The 15,237-nt window shown below is 72.3% G+C and carries 13 protein-coding genes, 1 tRNA gene, 1 other RNA gene and 1 pseudogene; 5 read left to right on the forward strand and 11 right to left on the reverse strand.

What is annotated here, in order from left to right; genetic code table 11:
- Positions 1–133: 133 nt before the first annotated feature.
- The 7 genes and pseudogenes from MOV08_RS19795 to ffs all read right to left on the reverse strand — a co-directional run bounded on the left by MOV08_RS19795 (position 134) and on the right by ffs (position 7,353).
- Positions 134–1,276: an aspartate-semialdehyde dehydrogenase gene (locus MOV08_RS19795; RefSeq protein ID WP_039634318.1), complete on the reverse strand. Its 1,143-nt coding sequence runs from the start codon at positions 1,274–1,276 to the stop codon at positions 134–136.
- On the reverse strand, positions 1,273–2,544 hold the full coding sequence (locus MOV08_RS19800; protein ID WP_039634320.1) for an aspartate kinase: 1,272 nt from the start codon (positions 2,542–2,544) through the stop codon (positions 1,273–1,275). The genes MOV08_RS19795 and MOV08_RS19800 overlap by 4 nt, the downstream gene beginning before the upstream one ends.
- A 353-nt stretch (positions 2,545–2,897) precedes the next feature.
- Positions 2,898–3,560, reverse strand: coding sequence for a DUF5063 domain-containing protein (locus tag MOV08_RS19805; RefSeq protein WP_039634322.1), 663 nt, complete (start codon positions 3,558–3,560; stop codon positions 2,898–2,900).
- The gene (recR, locus tag MOV08_RS19810; protein WP_039634325.1) at positions 3,553–4,152 is read right to left on the reverse strand and encodes a recombination mediator RecR; all 600 of its coding nucleotides are present in this window, start codon (positions 4,150–4,152) and stop codon (positions 3,553–3,555) included. Before recR ends, MOV08_RS19805 begins: the two co-directional genes overlap by 8 nt.
- Before the next feature lie 51 nt (positions 4,153–4,203).
- Positions 4,204–4,560, reverse strand: coding sequence for a YbaB/EbfC family nucleoid-associated protein (locus MOV08_RS19815; protein ID WP_073444326.1), 357 nt, complete (start codon positions 4,558–4,560; stop codon positions 4,204–4,206).
- Positions 4,561–4,691: 131 nt separating this feature from the next.
- Positions 4,692–7,171 (reverse strand): annotated as a pseudogene (locus tag MOV08_RS19820) (DNA polymerase III subunit gamma and tau).
- Positions 7,172–7,254: 83 nt separating this feature from the next.
- Positions 7,255–7,353: signal recognition particle sRNA small type (ffs, locus tag MOV08_RS19825), an RNA gene on the reverse strand.
- A 120-nt stretch (positions 7,354–7,473) separates the two neighbouring features.
- Here ffs and MOV08_RS19830 point away from each other — a divergent pair.
- The 3 genes from MOV08_RS19830 (at position 7,474) to MOV08_RS19840 (ending at position 9,293) form a co-directional block, all read left to right on the forward strand.
- Positions 7,474–7,561 (forward strand) — tRNA-Ser (locus MOV08_RS19830).
- Positions 7,562–7,742: 181 nt separating this feature from the next.
- Positions 7,743–8,531, forward strand: coding sequence for a GntR family transcriptional regulator (locus tag MOV08_RS19835; RefSeq protein ID WP_275308349.1), 789 nt, complete (start codon positions 7,743–7,745; stop codon positions 8,529–8,531).
- A 3-nt stretch (positions 8,532–8,534) separates the two neighbouring features.
- Positions 8,535–9,293, forward strand: coding sequence for a glycosyltransferase family 2 protein (locus tag MOV08_RS19840; protein WP_039634371.1), 759 nt, complete (start codon positions 8,535–8,537; stop codon positions 9,291–9,293).
- Between the two features lie 49 nt (positions 9,294–9,342).
- On the opposite strand, the gene MOV08_RS19845 is transcribed toward MOV08_RS19840, so the two are convergent.
- Positions 9,343–10,587 (reverse strand): amidohydrolase family protein, encoded by a 1,245-nt coding sequence (locus MOV08_RS19845; RefSeq protein WP_039634373.1) that lies wholly within the window; start codon positions 10,585–10,587, stop codon positions 9,343–9,345.
- Between the two features lie 190 nt (positions 10,588–10,777).
- On the opposite strand from MOV08_RS19845, the gene MOV08_RS19850 reads away from it, so the two are divergent.
- Entirely contained in the window at positions 10,778–11,227 is a 450-nt protein-coding gene (locus tag MOV08_RS19850; protein ID WP_039634375.1) for a DoxX family membrane protein, read from the forward strand.
- Between the two features lie 244 nt (positions 11,228–11,471).
- Here the strand turns inward: MOV08_RS19850 and MOV08_RS19855 are convergent, their stop codons facing one another.
- Positions 11,472–12,005, reverse strand: a complete 534-nt coding sequence (locus tag MOV08_RS19855) for a hypothetical protein (protein ID WP_275308351.1) — start codon at positions 12,003–12,005, stop codon at positions 11,472–11,474.
- Between the two features lie 132 nt (positions 12,006–12,137).
- Complete coding sequence (locus MOV08_RS19860) at positions 12,138–12,599, reverse strand: nitroreductase family deazaflavin-dependent oxidoreductase (protein ID WP_039634377.1); 462 nt, start codon at positions 12,597–12,599, stop codon at positions 12,138–12,140.
- Between the two features lie 132 nt (positions 12,600–12,731).
- On the opposite strand from MOV08_RS19860, the gene MOV08_RS19865 reads away from it, so the two are divergent.
- Positions 12,732–13,442 (forward strand): TetR/AcrR family transcriptional regulator, encoded by a 711-nt coding sequence (locus MOV08_RS19865; RefSeq protein WP_275308353.1) that lies wholly within the window; start codon positions 12,732–12,734, stop codon positions 13,440–13,442.
- A gap of 29 nt (positions 13,443–13,471) precedes the next feature.
- Here MOV08_RS19865 and MOV08_RS19870 read toward each other — a convergent pair whose 3' ends face one another.
- On the reverse strand, positions 13,472–15,163 hold the full coding sequence (locus MOV08_RS19870; protein ID WP_052287483.1) for an ABC transporter ATP-binding protein: 1,692 nt from the start codon (positions 15,161–15,163) through the stop codon (positions 13,472–13,474).
- Positions 15,164–15,237 lie beyond the last annotated feature (74 nt).

Here is a 15,237-nt window from a genome sequence, read left to right on the forward strand (position 1 = left end):
CAGAACATCAGCCCAGATCAAGTGGCTCGGACCAGCACCTCATACACGAAATCTTCACACGTCCCACAAATTATGTCGCAGGCGGCCACCCCGCTGCAGCCCCTCCCGCCAACTACCGCACCCCGCGCGAAGATCAGCGCCCGAAGCCCCCCGGGGCGCCGAGCGCGCGCAACTCCCCCACCACCAACTCCCCGATCTGCGCCGCGTTCAGGGCCGCGCCCTTGCGCAGGTTGTCCCCGCACACGAACAGTTCCAGCGCCCGCGGATCGTCCAACGAGCGCCGCACCCGCCCCACCCACGTGGGGTCCGTCCCGACCACGTCCGACGGGGTCGGGTACTCGCCCGCCGCCGGGTCGTCGAACAGGACGACCCCGGGCGCGGCCGCCAGGATCTCGTGCGCGCCGGCGACCGTGACCTCGTTCTCGAAGCGGGCGTGCACGGCCATCGAGTGCGTGGTGAGCACCGGCACCCGCACGCAGGTCGCGGTGACCGGGAGTTCGGGCAGCCCCAGGACCTTCCGGGACTCGTCACGGATCTTCAGTTCCTCCGAGGACCAGCCGTCCGCCTGGAGCGACCCGGCCCACGGCACGACGTTGAGGGCGAGCGGGGCGGGGAACGGCCCCAGGGTGTCGCCGATCGCCCGCCGGACGTCGCCCGGCGCGGCGCCCAGTTCCGTTCCGGACACGGCCGAGAGTTGCGCCCGCAGCGTCTCGGCGCCGGCCTGCCCGACCCCGGACGCGGCCTGGTACGAGGAGACGACCAGCTCGCTCAGCCCGTACTCGGCGTGCAGCGCACCGAGCGCGACGATCATCGACAGGGTGGTGCAGTTCGGGTTGGCGATGATCCCGCGGGGGCGCATCCGCGCCGCGCACCCGTTGACCTCGGGGACGACCAGCGGCACCTCCGGATCCCCCCGGAAAGCGCCCGAATTGTCCACCACGACGGCGCCCTTGGACACCGCGACCGGCACCCACCGCGCGGCGAGCTCGTCCGGCAGGTCGAACATCGCGACGTCGATGCCGTCGAAGGCGTCCTCGCTCAGCGCGACGACCTCGACCTCCTCGCCGCGCACGGTCAGCTTGCGGCCGGCCGAACGGGCGGAGGCGATCAGCCGGATCTCGCCCCAGACGTCGGCCCGCTCGGAGAGGATCCCGAGCAGGACGCGGCCGACGGCACCGGTGGCGCCGACGACCGCGAGGTGCGGCTTGGCGGCCGGGCGGGCCCCCGCCCCAGCCGTGTCGGCGAGGGACGGGCGGCCCGCCTCGGCCGGGATCATCGTCCCGTGCCGCCGTAGACGATCGCCTCGTCGCTCTCGCTGTCGAGGCCGAAGGCGCTGTGCACCGCCTGGACGGCCTCGTTGACGTCATCGGCACGGGTGACGACCGAGATGCGGATCTCGGAGGTCGAGATGAGCTCGATGTTCACGCCCGCGTTCGACAGCGCCTCGAAGAACGCCGCGGTCACGCCGGGGTTGGTCTTCATGCCGGCGCCGACCAGCGAGATCTTGGCGATCTGGTCGTCGTAGCGGAGCGAGTCGAAGCCGACCGCGGCGCGGGTCTTCTCCAGCGCCGCGACGGCCTTGCGGCCCTCCGCCTTCGGCAGCGTGAAGGAGATGTCCGTCAGCCCGGTGGAGGCCGCCGACACGTTCTGGACGACCATGTCGATGTTGACCTCGGAGTCGGCGATGGCACGGAAGATCCGCGCGGCCTCGCCCGGCTTGTCCGGGACCCCGACGACCGTGACCTTCGCCTCGGAGGTGTCGTGCGCGACGCCCGAGATGATTGCCTGCTCCATCGGCCTGTCCCCTTGCGGTTCGTTGCTGACCCACGTGCCCTTCAGCCCCGAGAAGGACGAGCGGACGTGGATCGGGATGTTGTAACGGCGTGCGTACTCGACGCAGCGGTGCAGCAGCACCTTGGAGCCGGAACTGGCCAGCTCCAGCATGTCCTCGAAGGAGATCCAGTCGATCTTCCGGGCCTTCTTCACGACCCGCGGGTCGGCGGTGAAGACACCGTCCACGTCGGTGTAGATCTCACAGACATCGGCGTTCAGGGCGGCGGCCAGCGCCACCGCGGTGGTGTCCGAACCACCGCGCCCCAGCGTCGTGATGTCCTTCTTGTCCTGGGACACGCCCTGGAAGCCGGCGACGATGGCGATGTTGCCCTCGTCGATCGACGCCTTGATGCGGCCGGGCGTGACATCGATGATCCGCGCCTTGTTGTGCACGGAATCGGTGATCACACCGGCCTGGCTGCCGGTGAAGGACTGCGCCTCATGGCCGAGGTTTTTGATCGCCATCGCCAGCAGGGCCATGGAGATCCGCTCTCCGGCGGTCAGCAGCATGTCGAACTCGCGCCCCGACGGGATCGGGGACACTTCCTGCGCGAGATCGATCAGCTCGTCCGTCGTGTCGCCCATCGCCGAGACCACCACGACAACCTGGTTGCCGTTCTTCTTGGCCTCGACGATTCGCTTGGCAACGCGCTTGATGCCCTCGGCATCCGCAACGGATGAGCCGCCGTACTTCTGCACGACAAGGCCCACGTGCGCTCCTCGCAACTGTCTCTGCGGGAGGGAGTCCCTCCCGGACCCCCGGAAATGGGGGTACTGCGGTCGGCTCAGTCTAACGAGCGGGCGGAATCCGCCCCGCTACCACCACATCGTGAGACACCGAACCCACGCTCTGATCAACTCGCCCACCCGGGCTCCCTCCTGCGGAAGGTGCCCCATGAGCGTGCCGAACGCGGTCCGTGAACACGGTGTCCCTCGCCGGTCCAGCGCGGTGCTCCGTCGCACCGGCTCGGCCTGCACCTGCCCGCTTCACCTCCGGGCACACGAGAACGTAACCCAGGTCACACCCGGTGCCCGGCTTCAGCGTACGGCGGTGCGGCCGTCGCTCACACCCCGTGCAGCCCCAGCGGGCCGGCGATCTCGGCCGCCATGACCTTGCCCGCCTCCTCGGCGAGCCGGTCCTCGTCCCCGGCGGCGTCGCTGTCGGTGTCCAGGCCGTCCAGCGCGTCCAGCGGCTGGTCGAGGCGTACGTGGGCGACCAGCGACTGCAGGGCCCGCAGGGCGGCCGAGGCGGTCGGCCCCCAGTTGGCGAGGTAGGAGAACTGCCACCACCACAGGGCCTCGGTGACCCGGCCCTCCCGGTAGTGCGCCAGCCCGTGCCGCAGGTCGGTGATGATGTCGGCGAGGTCGTCGGAGATCCGGGAGGCCACCGGCTCGCTGCGCGGCACGTACGGGTCGAAGACCTCGGAGTACACGTCCACCGGGTCCAGCAGGCGCGCGAACCGCTCGCGCAGCTCGTCCACGTCCGGCTCCGGGCCGGTGTCCGGTTCGTACCGCTCGTCGGGAACGATGTCCTCGTGGGCGCCCAGCCGGCCGCCGGTGAGCAGCAGCTGGGAGATCTCCAGAAGCAGGAAAGGCACCGCGCTGTCCGGCTCGTCGCCCTTGGCGACCTCGGTCACCGCGACGATGAAGCTCTCGATCGAGTCGGAGATCGAAACGGCGAAGTCGTCCGGGTTCTGTGTCGTGTCGTGCAGCGTGGCGTCAGACATCGAGAAGTCTCCTCCCTTCGAAGGCCCGCCCGAGCGTGACCTCGTCTGCGTACTCCAGATCGCCTCCGACCGGCAGCCCACTGGCCAGTCGCGTCACTGTGAGGCCCATCGGCTTGATCATCCGGGCCAGGTACGTGGCCGTGGCCTCGCCCTCCAGATTCGGGTCGGTGGCCAGGATCAACTCGGTGACCGTGCCGTCCGCGAGCCTGGCGAGGAGTTCCCGTATCCGCAGGTCGTCGGGACCGACGCCCTCGATCGGACTGATCGCCCCGCCGAGGACGTGGTAGCGGCCGCGGAACTCCCTCGTCCGCTCGATCGCCACGACGTCCTTGGGCTCCTCCACGACGCAGATGACCGCCGGATCGCGCCGCGGGTCAAGGCAGACCCGGCACTGCTCCTCCTGCGCGACATTGCCGCACACGCTGCAGAACCGGACCTTCGCCTTCACCTCCATCAGCGCGTTCGCGAGCCGGCGGACATCGGTCGGCTCGGCCTGAAGGATGTGGAAGGCGATCCGCTGCGCGCTCTTGGGACCGACGCCGGGCAGCCTGCCCAACTCGTCGATCAGGTCCTGGACCACGCCTTCATACACGGAACGTCTTCTCTCTCTTCTGCCGTGCTGCGTACGCTAGTTGGCTACTCCTCAGAAGGGGAGGCCGGGGATGCCGCCGCCTGCGCCGCCCAGCGCCTGGGCGAGCGGGCCGAGCTTCTGCTGCTGGAGCTTCTGCGCGGTCGCGTTGGCGTCGCGGACCGCCGCGAGGACGAGATCGGCGAGGGTCTCGGCGGTCTCCTCCGCCGAGTCGGTGTCGACCGCCTTGGGGTCGATCACCAGGCCCTTGAGCTCACCGGAGCCGGTCACCGTGGCCTTGACCAGGCCACCCCCCGCGGAACCCTCCACGGGCGTCTCCGCCAGCTCCTGCTGGGCGGCCGCGAGATCCTGTTGCATCTTCTGGGCCTGCTGGAGCAGCTGCTGCATATTGGGCTGACCACCGGGGATCACGACATGACTCCTGCCGTACGACAACGATTTTGGTGCGGTAGCCCGAGCCTACGTGTTTCCCGCGCCCGGCGCCCTACGCCGCAGGGAGGAGCACTGATGTGCGCCGTACGCCCCTGGGACGGGGCCGTGGCTCACTCGTTGTCGAACTCCTCCAGGACCGTCGCCCCCAGCTCCCGCACGATCAGTTCGTGCCCGCTGAGCGCGGAGTCGACGAGATCCGGGTCGTCCTCCGCCGGCATGTCGTACTCGATCGACATCGAGGAGTCCGGCGCGGTGTACGCGGGCTCCGCCGCGGGGCCGCCCTGGCCGACGCCCGTGGACGGCTTGGCGGCCACCGCCTCGCGCGCCATCCGGGCCCCCTGTCCGCCACCGCTGCCGGCGCCGCCCGAGCCGTGCTGCTCGGGGGCCGCCGGGGCGCTCTGCCGGGCGGCCGGGGCCTGCGGCGCCGGCTGTTGGGGGGCGGCGGCGCCGAAGCCGCCGTTCGCCCCGCCGCCGAAGCCGCCCCCGCCGCCGCGGGCGCCGCCGGCCGGCGCGTTGGCGCCACCGGACGGATCGACGATCGCCTCGACCCGCCACTGGAGCTGGAAGTGCTCGGCGAGCACCTCCTTGAGGACGTCCTCGCTGCCGCCGTTGGCGAAGCTGTCGCGGGCCCCCGCGTTGGGGAACCCGACCTGCAGCGTGGTGCCGTCGAAGCCGGAGACCTGGGCGTTCTGACTCAGCAGGATCCAGGTGAAGCGCCGTCGGCCCTTGACCGCGTCCAGGATCTGCGGCCAGAGCTGCCGCACCTGCGCGGCACCCTGCGCCGCCCCGCCGGACACCGGCTGAGCGGGCGCGGCGGGCCCACCGCCGGCGGGCCCGGGCGCCCCGCCCACGGGCCCGGCCGGTGCGGCCGGACCGGCCGGGGCGCACCGGGCGCGGGCGCACTGGTCCCGCCGGCCGCCGGCTGACCGCCCTGCCCCGGTGTCACGGCCGACGGCCAGCTGCCGGGCTGCCGCGCGGCAGCGCCCTGGCCCCCGGCCCCCTGGCCGGCGCCCGTCGCACCGGCACCGCGGGTGCCACCGGGCCACGCACCGGGGCGCGCCGCCCCGCCCTGAGGGGCCTCCGCCTGTCCGGCCGGGGTGCCGCCGTACGCACCGGGGCCGGCAGCCGCGTCACCGGGACCGATGGGGGCCACCGGAGCTGCAGGGGCACCGACCGCGTCCGCCACCGGGCCCGGGTCGGGGGCCGGGGCCGGGGCCGTGGTCGCCGGGGAGCCCGTCGCCCCGCGCACCGCGGCCCGCGCCGCCGCCGGTCCGGACGGCCCGGCCGGCATCGGCGGATGTGCCTCGGCGCCCGGTGCGTACCCGACCGCGGGCCCACCGGACTCCAGCACGGCCCCACCGGGAACGATGCCGCCGGCGGCGCCTGCCGGGCCCGGCCCGGCGCCCAGCGCCATGGCCGCCGCCCCGGCGCCCGCTCCGCGCTCCAGGCGGTCCAGCCGCGCCTGTACCGACCGCTCGTCGTCGTACGCCGCCGGGAGCAGCACCCGGGCGCAGATCAGCTCCAGCTGGAGCCGCGGGGAGGTCGCCCCGCGCATCTCCGTCAGCCCCGCGTTGACCAGGTCGGCGGCGCGGCTCAGCTCGGCCGCGCCGAACACCGACGCCTGGGCCGTCATCCGCTCCACGACGTCGGCCGGGGCGTCGATCAGCCCCTTCTCCCCGGCGTCCGGCACCGCCGCCAGGATCACCAGGTCCCGCAGCCGCTCCAGCAGGTCGGCCACGAACCGCCGCGGGTCGTTCCCGCCCTCGATGACCCGGTCGACGACCTCGAAGGCCGCCGCCCCGTCGCCGGCCGCGAACGCCTCGACGACGGAGTCCAGCAACGACCCGTCGGTGTAGCCGAGCAGCGACGTCGCCATGGCATATGTCACACCGTCCGCGCCGGCGCCGGCGAGCAGCTGGTCCATCACCGACATCGAGTCGCGCACCGAACCGGCGCCGGCCCGCACCACCAGCGGCAGCACGCCGTCCTCGACCGGGATGTCCTCCCGCCCGCAGACCTCCGCGAGGTACTCCCGCAGGGTCCCGGGCGGAACCAGCCGGAACGGGTAGTGGTGCGTACGCGACCGGATCGTGCCGATGACCTTCTCGGGCTCGGTCGTGGCGAAGATGAACTTCAGGTGCTCCGGCGGCTCCTCGACGACCTTCAGCAGGGCGTTGAAGCCCGCCGAGGTCACCATGTGCGCCTCGTCGATGATGTAGATCTTGTACCGGCTGCTGGCCGGCCCGAAGAACGCCTTCTCCCGCAGCTCACGGGCGTCGTCGACGCCACCGTGCGAGGCCGCGTCGATCTCGATCACATCGATCGAGCCCCGGCCGTTGCGCGCGAGGTCCACGCACGACTGGCACGTCCCGCAGGGCGTGGGAGTGGGACCTTCCTCACAGTTCAAACAGCGCGCCAGGATCCGCGCGCTCGTCGTCTTGCCGCAGCCGCGCGGTCCACTGAACAGATACGCATGGTTGACCCGGTTGTTCCGCAACGCCTGCTGCAGCGGGTCGGTCACGTGCTCTTGCCCGATGACCTCGGCGAAGGTCTCGGGGCGGTAGCGGCGGTACAGCGCAAGGGACGACACGCATACGACGATATCGGGCCCCACTGACAACCGGCGGTCCCCAAGCTCTCGGCTCCGCCCGAGCAGGGGAGGCCCCGTCCGCAAACGCAAGCGCCCCCCACGCACCCGCCAGAGCCGACCTACCCTTGCTGCCTTCCGGCCCTGGGGGAGTTCAGTCAGATAGCGCCACGTGAGGGGCTGTGCCCCACATTAGCGGATCCCCCGCCCAACAAACGACCCGCACCCCCACCGAACCCTCTCGCCGACCCCCTCCCCCGGATCATGTTCGCGAGCACTCCCCAACGTCTTGTATTGTTTGCGGCGGAGGATTCGCCTAGTGGCCTAGGGCGCACGCTTGGAAAGCGTGTTGGGGGCAACCCCTCACGAGTTCGAATCTCGTATCCTCCGCCAGTGCCTTCACCGGGCACGATGTCGAAGGGCTCCACCGTTCGCGGTGGGGCCCTTCGTGCATGTTCCGGCTCTGGCGCGGCCGGTCCGTGGCCGGTCCGTGGGCGGGAGCTCAACACCTCTTGAGGAGTCGTACCCTGGAGCTGGCCGGTTGATCACGGGATCGACGAAGCGGTGAGTGCCAATGGCAGCGGCGTACGAGCGGATCGCGGACGACCTCCGCACCGCCATCCGCGCCGGGCGCCTGCGTCCCGGTGACCGGCTGCCGGCCGAGACGAAGCTCGCGGAGCGGTTCGGCCGCAGCGTGCCCACCGTCCGGGAGGCACTGCGCGCACTGCGTGACGAGGGCCTCATCGAGAAGCGGCACGGCATCGGCACCTTCGTCCGGTGCCGGCGCACCCCCGCCCGGCGCTCCAACCTCCGGCACCAGTGGGAGAAGGACCGGGTGCGCGCCTCCCCGGAGCAGCGGGCGCGGACCGGGGCGACCGAGCACGACACCGGCCTGGAGGCCGACGAGCTGGTGATCCGCGCCCGGTACCGCGAGGTCGCGGCGGACGCGGACGTCGCCGGGGCCTTCGGTGTCCCCGAGGGCACGACCCTGCTCGAACGCCGCTTTCGGACCCGGTGCGCCGCCGAGAGCGCCCCCTTCGGCCTGACGACGTCCTACCTCGTCCGCGACATGATCGCGGGCAATCCCGATCTCCTGGACGCGTCCAAGGAGCCGTGGCCCGGAGGGTCGCAGAGCCAGCTGTACTCCGTCGGGATCGAGCTGGACCGCGTCGAGGAGCGGGTCACCGCCCGTCCGCCGACGCCCGAGGAGGCCGCGGAGCTGGAGGTGCCGCCCGGCACGTCCGTGCTGGTGCTCCGGAAGGTCTCGTACGACGTCGTCGGCCGCGTCGTGGACGTCGCCGATCTCGTGCTGCCCGGCGACCGCACGGAACTGCTGTTCACTACTTCCCTGGAAAGGTGGTGAGCCGTGCCCCGGCGCATCATCGTCGTCACGGCCGTCCATGCCCCGTCCGCGCGGTTCCTGCCGGACGCCTACGCCTCGCTGTGCCGGCAGGAGTTGCCCCGGGGGTGGGAGTGGCACTGGGTCGTCCAGGAGGACGGCAAGAGCGATGCGGTCGCTCCGCACGTGCCGGACGATCCACGGGTGACGTTCCGTCAGGGGCGGCCCGGGGGGCCAGGGGTCGCGCGCACCATCGCCCTCTCCCGGGCGGACGGCGACTACGTCAAAGTCCTGGACGCCGACGACCAGTTGACGCCCGGCGTGCTCGCCCGTGACCTGGCCGCCCTGGAGGGCGACCGCGGCCTCGGTTGGGCGACCTCGCGCGTCCTGGATCTGTTGCCGGACGGCTCCACCGTCGGTTTCGAGGGGGATCCGGAGGCCGGGCCGATCGAGCGCGGCGCGGTCCTCGACTTCTGGACGGCGCACGATTTCCGCGCGCAGGTCCACCCGGCGTCCCTGTGTGTCCGTCGCGATCTGCTGCTCGCCCTGGGCGGTTGGATGGCCCTCCCGGCCTCCGAGGACACCGGGCTGCTGCTGGCCCTGAACGCCACCAGTCGCGGCTGGTTCTCCTCGGAGGTGGGGCTCCTCTACCGGAAGTGGCCCGGGCAGGTGACCAGTCAGGCGTCGCACGTCGAGGCGGCCGAGCGGGCGGCCCGGATGGCCGTCGTGGCGGCCCGGGCCCGTGAACTGGCCCGTTTCCCGTGGCGGTATCCGGCCGGCGACTGACCGGCGGCGGCCGACCGGCGCGCACGGCCCGGTCGGCCCGGTCGGCCGCTCACGGTCGGGCGGTCGCCCGCTCACGGTCGAACGGCAGGTCCAGCATGCGGATCGCGTTGCCGCGGAGCAGCTTGTACGCCACGTCCTTCGGGAGGTGGCCCACGTGGTCGGCGGCGACGTCCCTGGTGTGCGGCCAGGTGGAGTCGACGTGCGGGTAGTCGGTCTCGAAGGTCGCGTTGTCGACCCCGACCGTTTCGATCGCCTCGATGCCGTGCTTGTCACGGAAGAAGCAGCAGAAGACCTGCCGGTAGTAGTACGTCGACGGCGGCTCCGGGATCAGGTCCTTCACCCCGCCCCACGCCCGGTGCTCCGCCCAGACGTCGTCGGCCCGTTCCAGGGCGTACGGGATCCAGCCCATCTGGCCCTCGCTGTAGGCGAGTTTCAAACGGGGGAACTTCACCAGCACCCCGCTGAACAGGAAGTCCATCATCGAGGCCATCGCGTTGTTGAAGCTCAGCGACGCCTGCACGGCCGGCGGCGCGTCCGGGGAGGCCGCCGGCATCTGCGACGACGACCCGATGTGCATGTTCACCACCGTCCCGGTCTCCTCGCAGGCCGCGAAGAACGGGTCCCAGTAGCCGCAGTGGATGGACGGCAGGCCCAGGTAGGTGGGGATCTCGCTGAAGGTGACCGCCCGGACGCCGCGCGCGGCGTTGCGCTTGATCTCGGCGACGGCGAGGTCGATGTCCCACAGGGGGATCAGGCACAGCGGGATCAGCCGGCCGCCGCTGTCGCCGCACCACTCCTCCACCATCCAGTCGTTGTAGGCGCGGACGCAGGCCAGCCCGACCTCCTTGTCCTCCGCCTCGGCGAAGGTCTGGCCGCAGAACCGCGGGAAGGTCGGGAAGCAGAGCGACGCCTCGACGTGGTTGACGTCCATGTCCGCCAGCCGGGCCTTGGGGTCCCAGCAGCCGCGCCGCATCTGGTCGCGCGTGATGCCGTCGAGCGTCATCTCGTCGCGGGAGAAGCCGACGGCCGCGATGATGCGCTTGTACGGGAACAGCTGCCCCTCGTACTCCCACCAGTCGGTGATCTGGCCCTCCGGGTCCGTGGTGAAGCGGTACTTGCCGCCGACGTACGCCAGCTCACCGATGCCGGCGGTGAGGGGTTTCGGGCCGCGGTCCCGGTACTTCCGCGGGAGCCACGTCTCGAAGAGGTGCGCCGGTTCGATCACGTGGTCGTCCACGCTGATGACCTTCGGAAGCTCCGCCGTGCCGCTGTTGTCGCCGTTGCCGCTGGTCACGCTCTACCCCCAACTGCCGTGCCGGTGAGTCACGCCGGGCGAAATCTGACGACCCATCAGGTCGGAGGTTAGGAGTTCCCCCCTGCAACCACAAGGGAGGGCCGGAAACTCGACCCCTTGCGCGTTCGCGCACCGTCCGCTGAACTGACGCCCCATCAGCTCCCGTGCGGGGTCGAGAGGAGCGGTTCGCATGCAGACGACCTGGCTCACCGGTGCCGAGTGGTTCGCGGTGCTACGCATCGGCCTCGGCCTGTGGTGGCTGGAGAGCTGGCGCCACAAGGACAAGAAGACCTGGTTCACCGGTGGCGGCATCACCTGGGCGGCGGGCATCGCCGCCAAGCACCGCTGGCCCGTGGTCCGCACCGGCTTCGACCGCATCGTGCGGCCCCGCCCGCGACTGATGGCCTACGTCGTCGCCTATGCGGAACTCGCGCTCGGGCTCGGCCTGATCGTCGGGCTGCTGACGCCGATCGCCCTGGTCGCAGGGCTGCTGCTCAACCTGATCTACCTCGTGCTGATGCTCCACGACTGGGCGGAGCAGGGCCAGAACCTCATGATGGCGCTGATCTCCGCCGTCGGCTTCTGCGCACTGTGCTGGCAGAGCTGGTCACTGGACGCCGCCTGGGGGCTCTTCCTGTGACGGCGGCGCGGGGCAACTCCGCCCGTGACGGCGGCGGATGGGGACTCCGCCCGTGACGGTGAGGGGTCGGGGCGGGCGGAGCACCGGGGCGGACACCGGGCGATCCGCCCGCCCCGACGGGCGGCCCGCCCCGTTCCGCCCCTCTCCCCGGGCCCGTCCGATGGCCCGACGGGTCCGGTGGGTCCGGTGGGTCCGATGGGTGCGATGGGTGCGATGGGTCTGACGGGTCAGGGTCGGACGGACCTCAGACCCACCACCCCGCCGCCTTGGCCGCGGCCACCGCCGCCGCCTCCGCCTCGTCCGCCGTACGGTTCAGCGCCTCGTCCCGGCCCAGGCCCACCTGGCCCGCCGCCTGCCCACTGGCCAGGGAAGCCCGCACGGCGGCGGCGTGCGCGGCGTCCGGGAGCTCGCCGGCCCCCGCGTGCGCCTGGGCGGCCGTGGCGACGACCGCCGCGGCCGCGGCCGCGTTCCGTGCGCAACGGGCGTCGGCCGCCGGATCGAGGGGCGCCTCGGCGACCCGCGCGAGCGCCTGGGCGGACAGCCGGACGGCCGTGGCCGCCTTCGAGGCGGGATCCGTCGGCACCGGGCGCGCGTCCTGCTCCCCGATGCCGGCAAAACGGCACAGGGCCCTCGCGCGGTCGATCGCACTCCGCCCCCGGGCGAGGTGCTGCCTCCTCAAGTCCCGTAAGGCTTCCTCGGAGGTCGCCGCCCCGCCGCGGGGCGGCACCTCCGCATCGACCGACGCGAGCTGCGACTTCTCACCATGGGATGCACTCATGGCCGCCTCCTTGTCCGTTGGGCCCACTCGGGCTCGGGCGCACCGCGGCGCGGAGCCGTGTCTGAGGCGCCGACGGTGCGCCGGGCAGGGTGCCACGCGCGGCGCGAAGAGACCAGGGTCATGCCCGACGGGTCAGGAGCCGAGCGTGATGCGGAAGACGGGGTGCTTGGGCGCGATGCCCAGCAGCACCTCGTCGGAGGAGTCCGGGCCGACGCCGTCGAAGAAGACGCCGACCTCGGCCTTCCAGCGCTTGAGGTAGGCGCGCAGCAGCTCGGGCTTCTCGGCGTCCGGGACCTCGGTGGCGGTGAACGGCCGCGCCGTCTTCCCGATGCGGAGTTCGCCGCCGCCGGCGGCGCGCATGTTGTGGGTCCACTGCACATGACCGCGCGGCGCGACGAGGTACTGCCGACCGTCCACGGTGAGCGGGTTCACCGGCGTGCACCGCCATTCCCCGCTCTTGCGGCCGCGCACCGCCAGCTCCTGGGAACCGAGCACGCTGATGCCGCGCCGGGTGAGCGCGGCGACGAGCCGGTTGAACACGTTGCGGGTGAACCAGCCCGGCTTGATGACGTGCTGCTCGACGCCTGCGCTCATGGGGATCCTCCCGGAGAAGTGAAAGTGTGAGCGGTGCTCTCTCTGTAGAGCAGTGTGCACGGCGCGGATCCACAAAGCAAGAGCACTGCTCTCGATATTGGTCGCTGCTCGCTCCGATGGCAGACTGGCCCCATGAGCGTCATCCAGGGAGCGCGGGAACGCGCACGCAGGGAAGTCACCGCCGCCATCAAGGACGAGGCCCGCCGGCAGCTCGCCACCGAGGGCGCCGCCAAGCTGTCGCTCCGTGCCGTGGCCCGCGAGCTCGGGATGGTCTCCTCCGCGCTGTACCGGTACTTCCCCAGCCGCGACGACCTGCTCACGGCGCTGATCATCGACGCCTACGACGCGGTGGGCGAGGCGGCCGAGCACGCCCTCGCCGAGGCCGGCGCGGGCGCCGCACCCGTCGCCCGGTGGACCGCGGTCTGCCGCGCCGTCCGCGGCTGGGCGGTGGAGCACCCGCACGAGTACGCGCTCATCTACGGCTCACCCGTCCCCGGCTACGCCGCGCCCCAGGCCACCACCGTGTCCGCCGCCCGCGTCGGCCTCGCCCTGATCGGCGTGGTCGAGGACGCGTACCCGGCCGACGTCTCCCCCGCGCCGGCCGCCCCGTCGCTTCCGCAAGAGGTGCTGGACGACGCCGAGGAGCTGCGCAGGACCCTCGACGTACGCCTGCCCGCCCCCGTCCTGGCGGAGATCGCCGCCGCCTGGGCCGAGCTCTTCGGCCTGGTGAGCTTCGAGGTCTTCGGCCAGTTCAACCGCGTCATCGAGGCCCGCGACGCCTTCTTCGCACGCGCCGCCACCCGACTCGCCCAGAACGTCGGCCTCGCGGTCGGCGAGGAGTAGCACGACGGGGCGCGGGACGCCGCCCCCGGTCAGCCGCGGCCGCTTTCGAAGAGTTCTGTGTACAGGCCGCCGCGGGCGAGGAGGTCGGGGTGGGTGCCGGATTCGGTGAGGTGGCCCTCGTCGAGGACGAGGATGAGGTCGGCGCCGGTGGCGAGGTCGAGGTCGTGGCTGATAACGAGGGTGGTGCGGCCGGCGGCGAGGCGGTGCAGGGGGCCCAGGATGCGCTGGGCGGCGAGGGTGTCCAGGCCGGTGGTGGGCTCGTCGAGGATGAGGACCGGGGCGTCGCGGAGCATGGCGCGGGCGATGGCGATGCGTTGCAGCTGGCCGCCGGAGAGGGCGGCGGTGGCCGGCGCGATGACCGTGTCGTAGCCGTTCGGGAGGGCGGTGACGAAGGCGTGGGCGTCGGCGGCCCGGGCGGCCTGGACGACTTCCTCGTGGGTCGGGGTGGGGCGGTCCCGGCCGCAGGCGATGTTGTGCTCGATGGTGTCGTGCAGGACGAGGGTCTCCTGGGGGAGCAGGGTGATGTTGCGGCGCAGGTCGGCCAGGGAGAGCCGGTCGACCTCGATGCCGTCGAGCCGGATGGTGCCGGCGTCCGGGTCGTAGAAGCGCAGCAGGAGCGCGGCGAGGGTGGACTTCCCGGCGCCGCTGGGGCCGGTGACGACCAGGAACGCGCCCGGCTGCGCGGTGAAGGAGAGCGCGGCGAGGGCGTGGTGACCGGGGGCGGCGTTCGGGTAGCGGAAGGTGACGTCCTGGACGGCGAGTTCGCCGCGGGCGCGGTGCGGGAAGGGCGTGGTGCGCTCGGGTGGCGGGTCGGTGACGGCCGGGCGGGCGTCGAGGATCTCCAGCAGCCGGTCGGCGGCCGCGGTGGCGGCGGTGGCGGTCAGGCCGAGTTGGCCCAGCGAGCGGATCGGCGGGTAGAGGTAGCCGATGAAGGCGGCGAAGGCGAGGAGTTGGCCGAGGCTCATCCGGCCGGCCGAGATCTCCCAGGCGCCGAGGCCGATGATGGCCAGCACGCAGAGGGTCTCCAGGACCTCGATGAGCTGCTCGTAGAGGGCGTTGAGGCGGGCGCTGGCGACCGAGGCGCGGAGCCAGCGCAGTGCCTCCCGGCTCAGCCGGGTCTCCTCGTCGCGCTGCCGGTTGTACGCCTGGGTGAGGACGACGTTGACCAGCGTCTCCTCGACGACGGAGGTGAGCGCGCCGTCGGCCGCCCGCAGGCGTCGGGAGACCTCGCGCAGCCGGCTGGTGAAGCGGCGGGTGGCGGCGAAGAAGATCGGGGCGGCGACGAAGGTGGCCAGCGCCAGTTCCCAGCGCAGCCAGAGTGCGGCGGCGCCGTAGAAGAGCGTGCTGAAGACGGCCGTGCAGGCGCTCACCAGGCCGCTGACCACGAGGTGTTCGATGGCGTCGACGTCACCGGTCAGTCGTTCCACCAGGTCGCCGCGGCGGTTGCGCTGGAAGAAGTGCGGCGGCAGCGTCTGGAGGTGGGTGAAGACCCGGGCCCGTAGGCGCAGCAGGAAGCGTTCCGCGGTCCAGGCCGCGAGGGAGCTGCCGAGGTAGCCCACCACCGCGCCGAGCAGCGCGACCGTCAGCCAGGTGCCGGCGGGGTTCCAGAACGCGCTGACCGAGCCCTGTGCGAGGGCCTGGTCGGTGAGTTGGGCGAAGAGCAGGATCGTGACGGTCTCGGCGAGCGCGGCGACGATGGCGCACACTCCCACCAGCAGCATCCAGCGGCGGTCCCCCTTGGTCAGCGGCCAGAAGCGGTGGAACGCCTCGACGGCGCCGACGTGGCGGGTCAGGA

The sequence above is a fragment of the Streptomyces yunnanensis genome (genome assembly GCF_029011865.1).
Lineage (GTDB): Bacteria > Actinomycetota > Actinomycetes > Streptomycetales > Streptomycetaceae > Streptomyces > Streptomyces yunnanensis.

Bases quoted from the DNA above. Each gene is read 5' to 3' on its own strand.
- MOV08_RS19835 (WP_275308349.1), top strand. From the start codon at position 7,743: ATGGCAGCGGCGTACGAGCGGATCGCGGACGACCTCCGCACCGCCATC.
- MOV08_RS19860 (WP_039634377.1), bottom strand. From the start codon at position 12,599: ATGAGCGCAGGCGTCGAGCAGCACGTCATCAAGCCGGGCTGGTTCACC.
- MOV08_RS19870 (WP_052287483.1), bottom strand. From the start codon at position 15,163: ATGCTGCTGGTGGGAGTGTGCGCCATCGTCGCCGCGCTCGCCGAGACC.
- MOV08_RS19850 (WP_039634375.1), top strand. From the start codon at position 10,778: ATGCAGACGACCTGGCTCACCGGTGCCGAGTGGTTCGCGGTGCTACGC.
- MOV08_RS19795 (WP_039634318.1), bottom strand. From the start codon at position 1,276: ATGATCCCGGCCGAGGCGGGCCGCCCGTCCCTCGCCGACACGGCTGGG.
- MOV08_RS19855 (WP_275308351.1), bottom strand. From the start codon at position 12,005: ATGAGTGCATCCCATGGTGAGAAGTCGCAGCTCGCGTCGGTCGATGCG.
- MOV08_RS19805 (WP_039634322.1), bottom strand. From the start codon at position 3,560: ATGTCTGACGCCACGCTGCACGACACGACACAGAACCCGGACGACTTC.
- MOV08_RS19865 (WP_275308353.1), top strand. From the start codon at position 12,732: ATGAGCGTCATCCAGGGAGCGCGGGAACGCGCACGCAGGGAAGTCACC.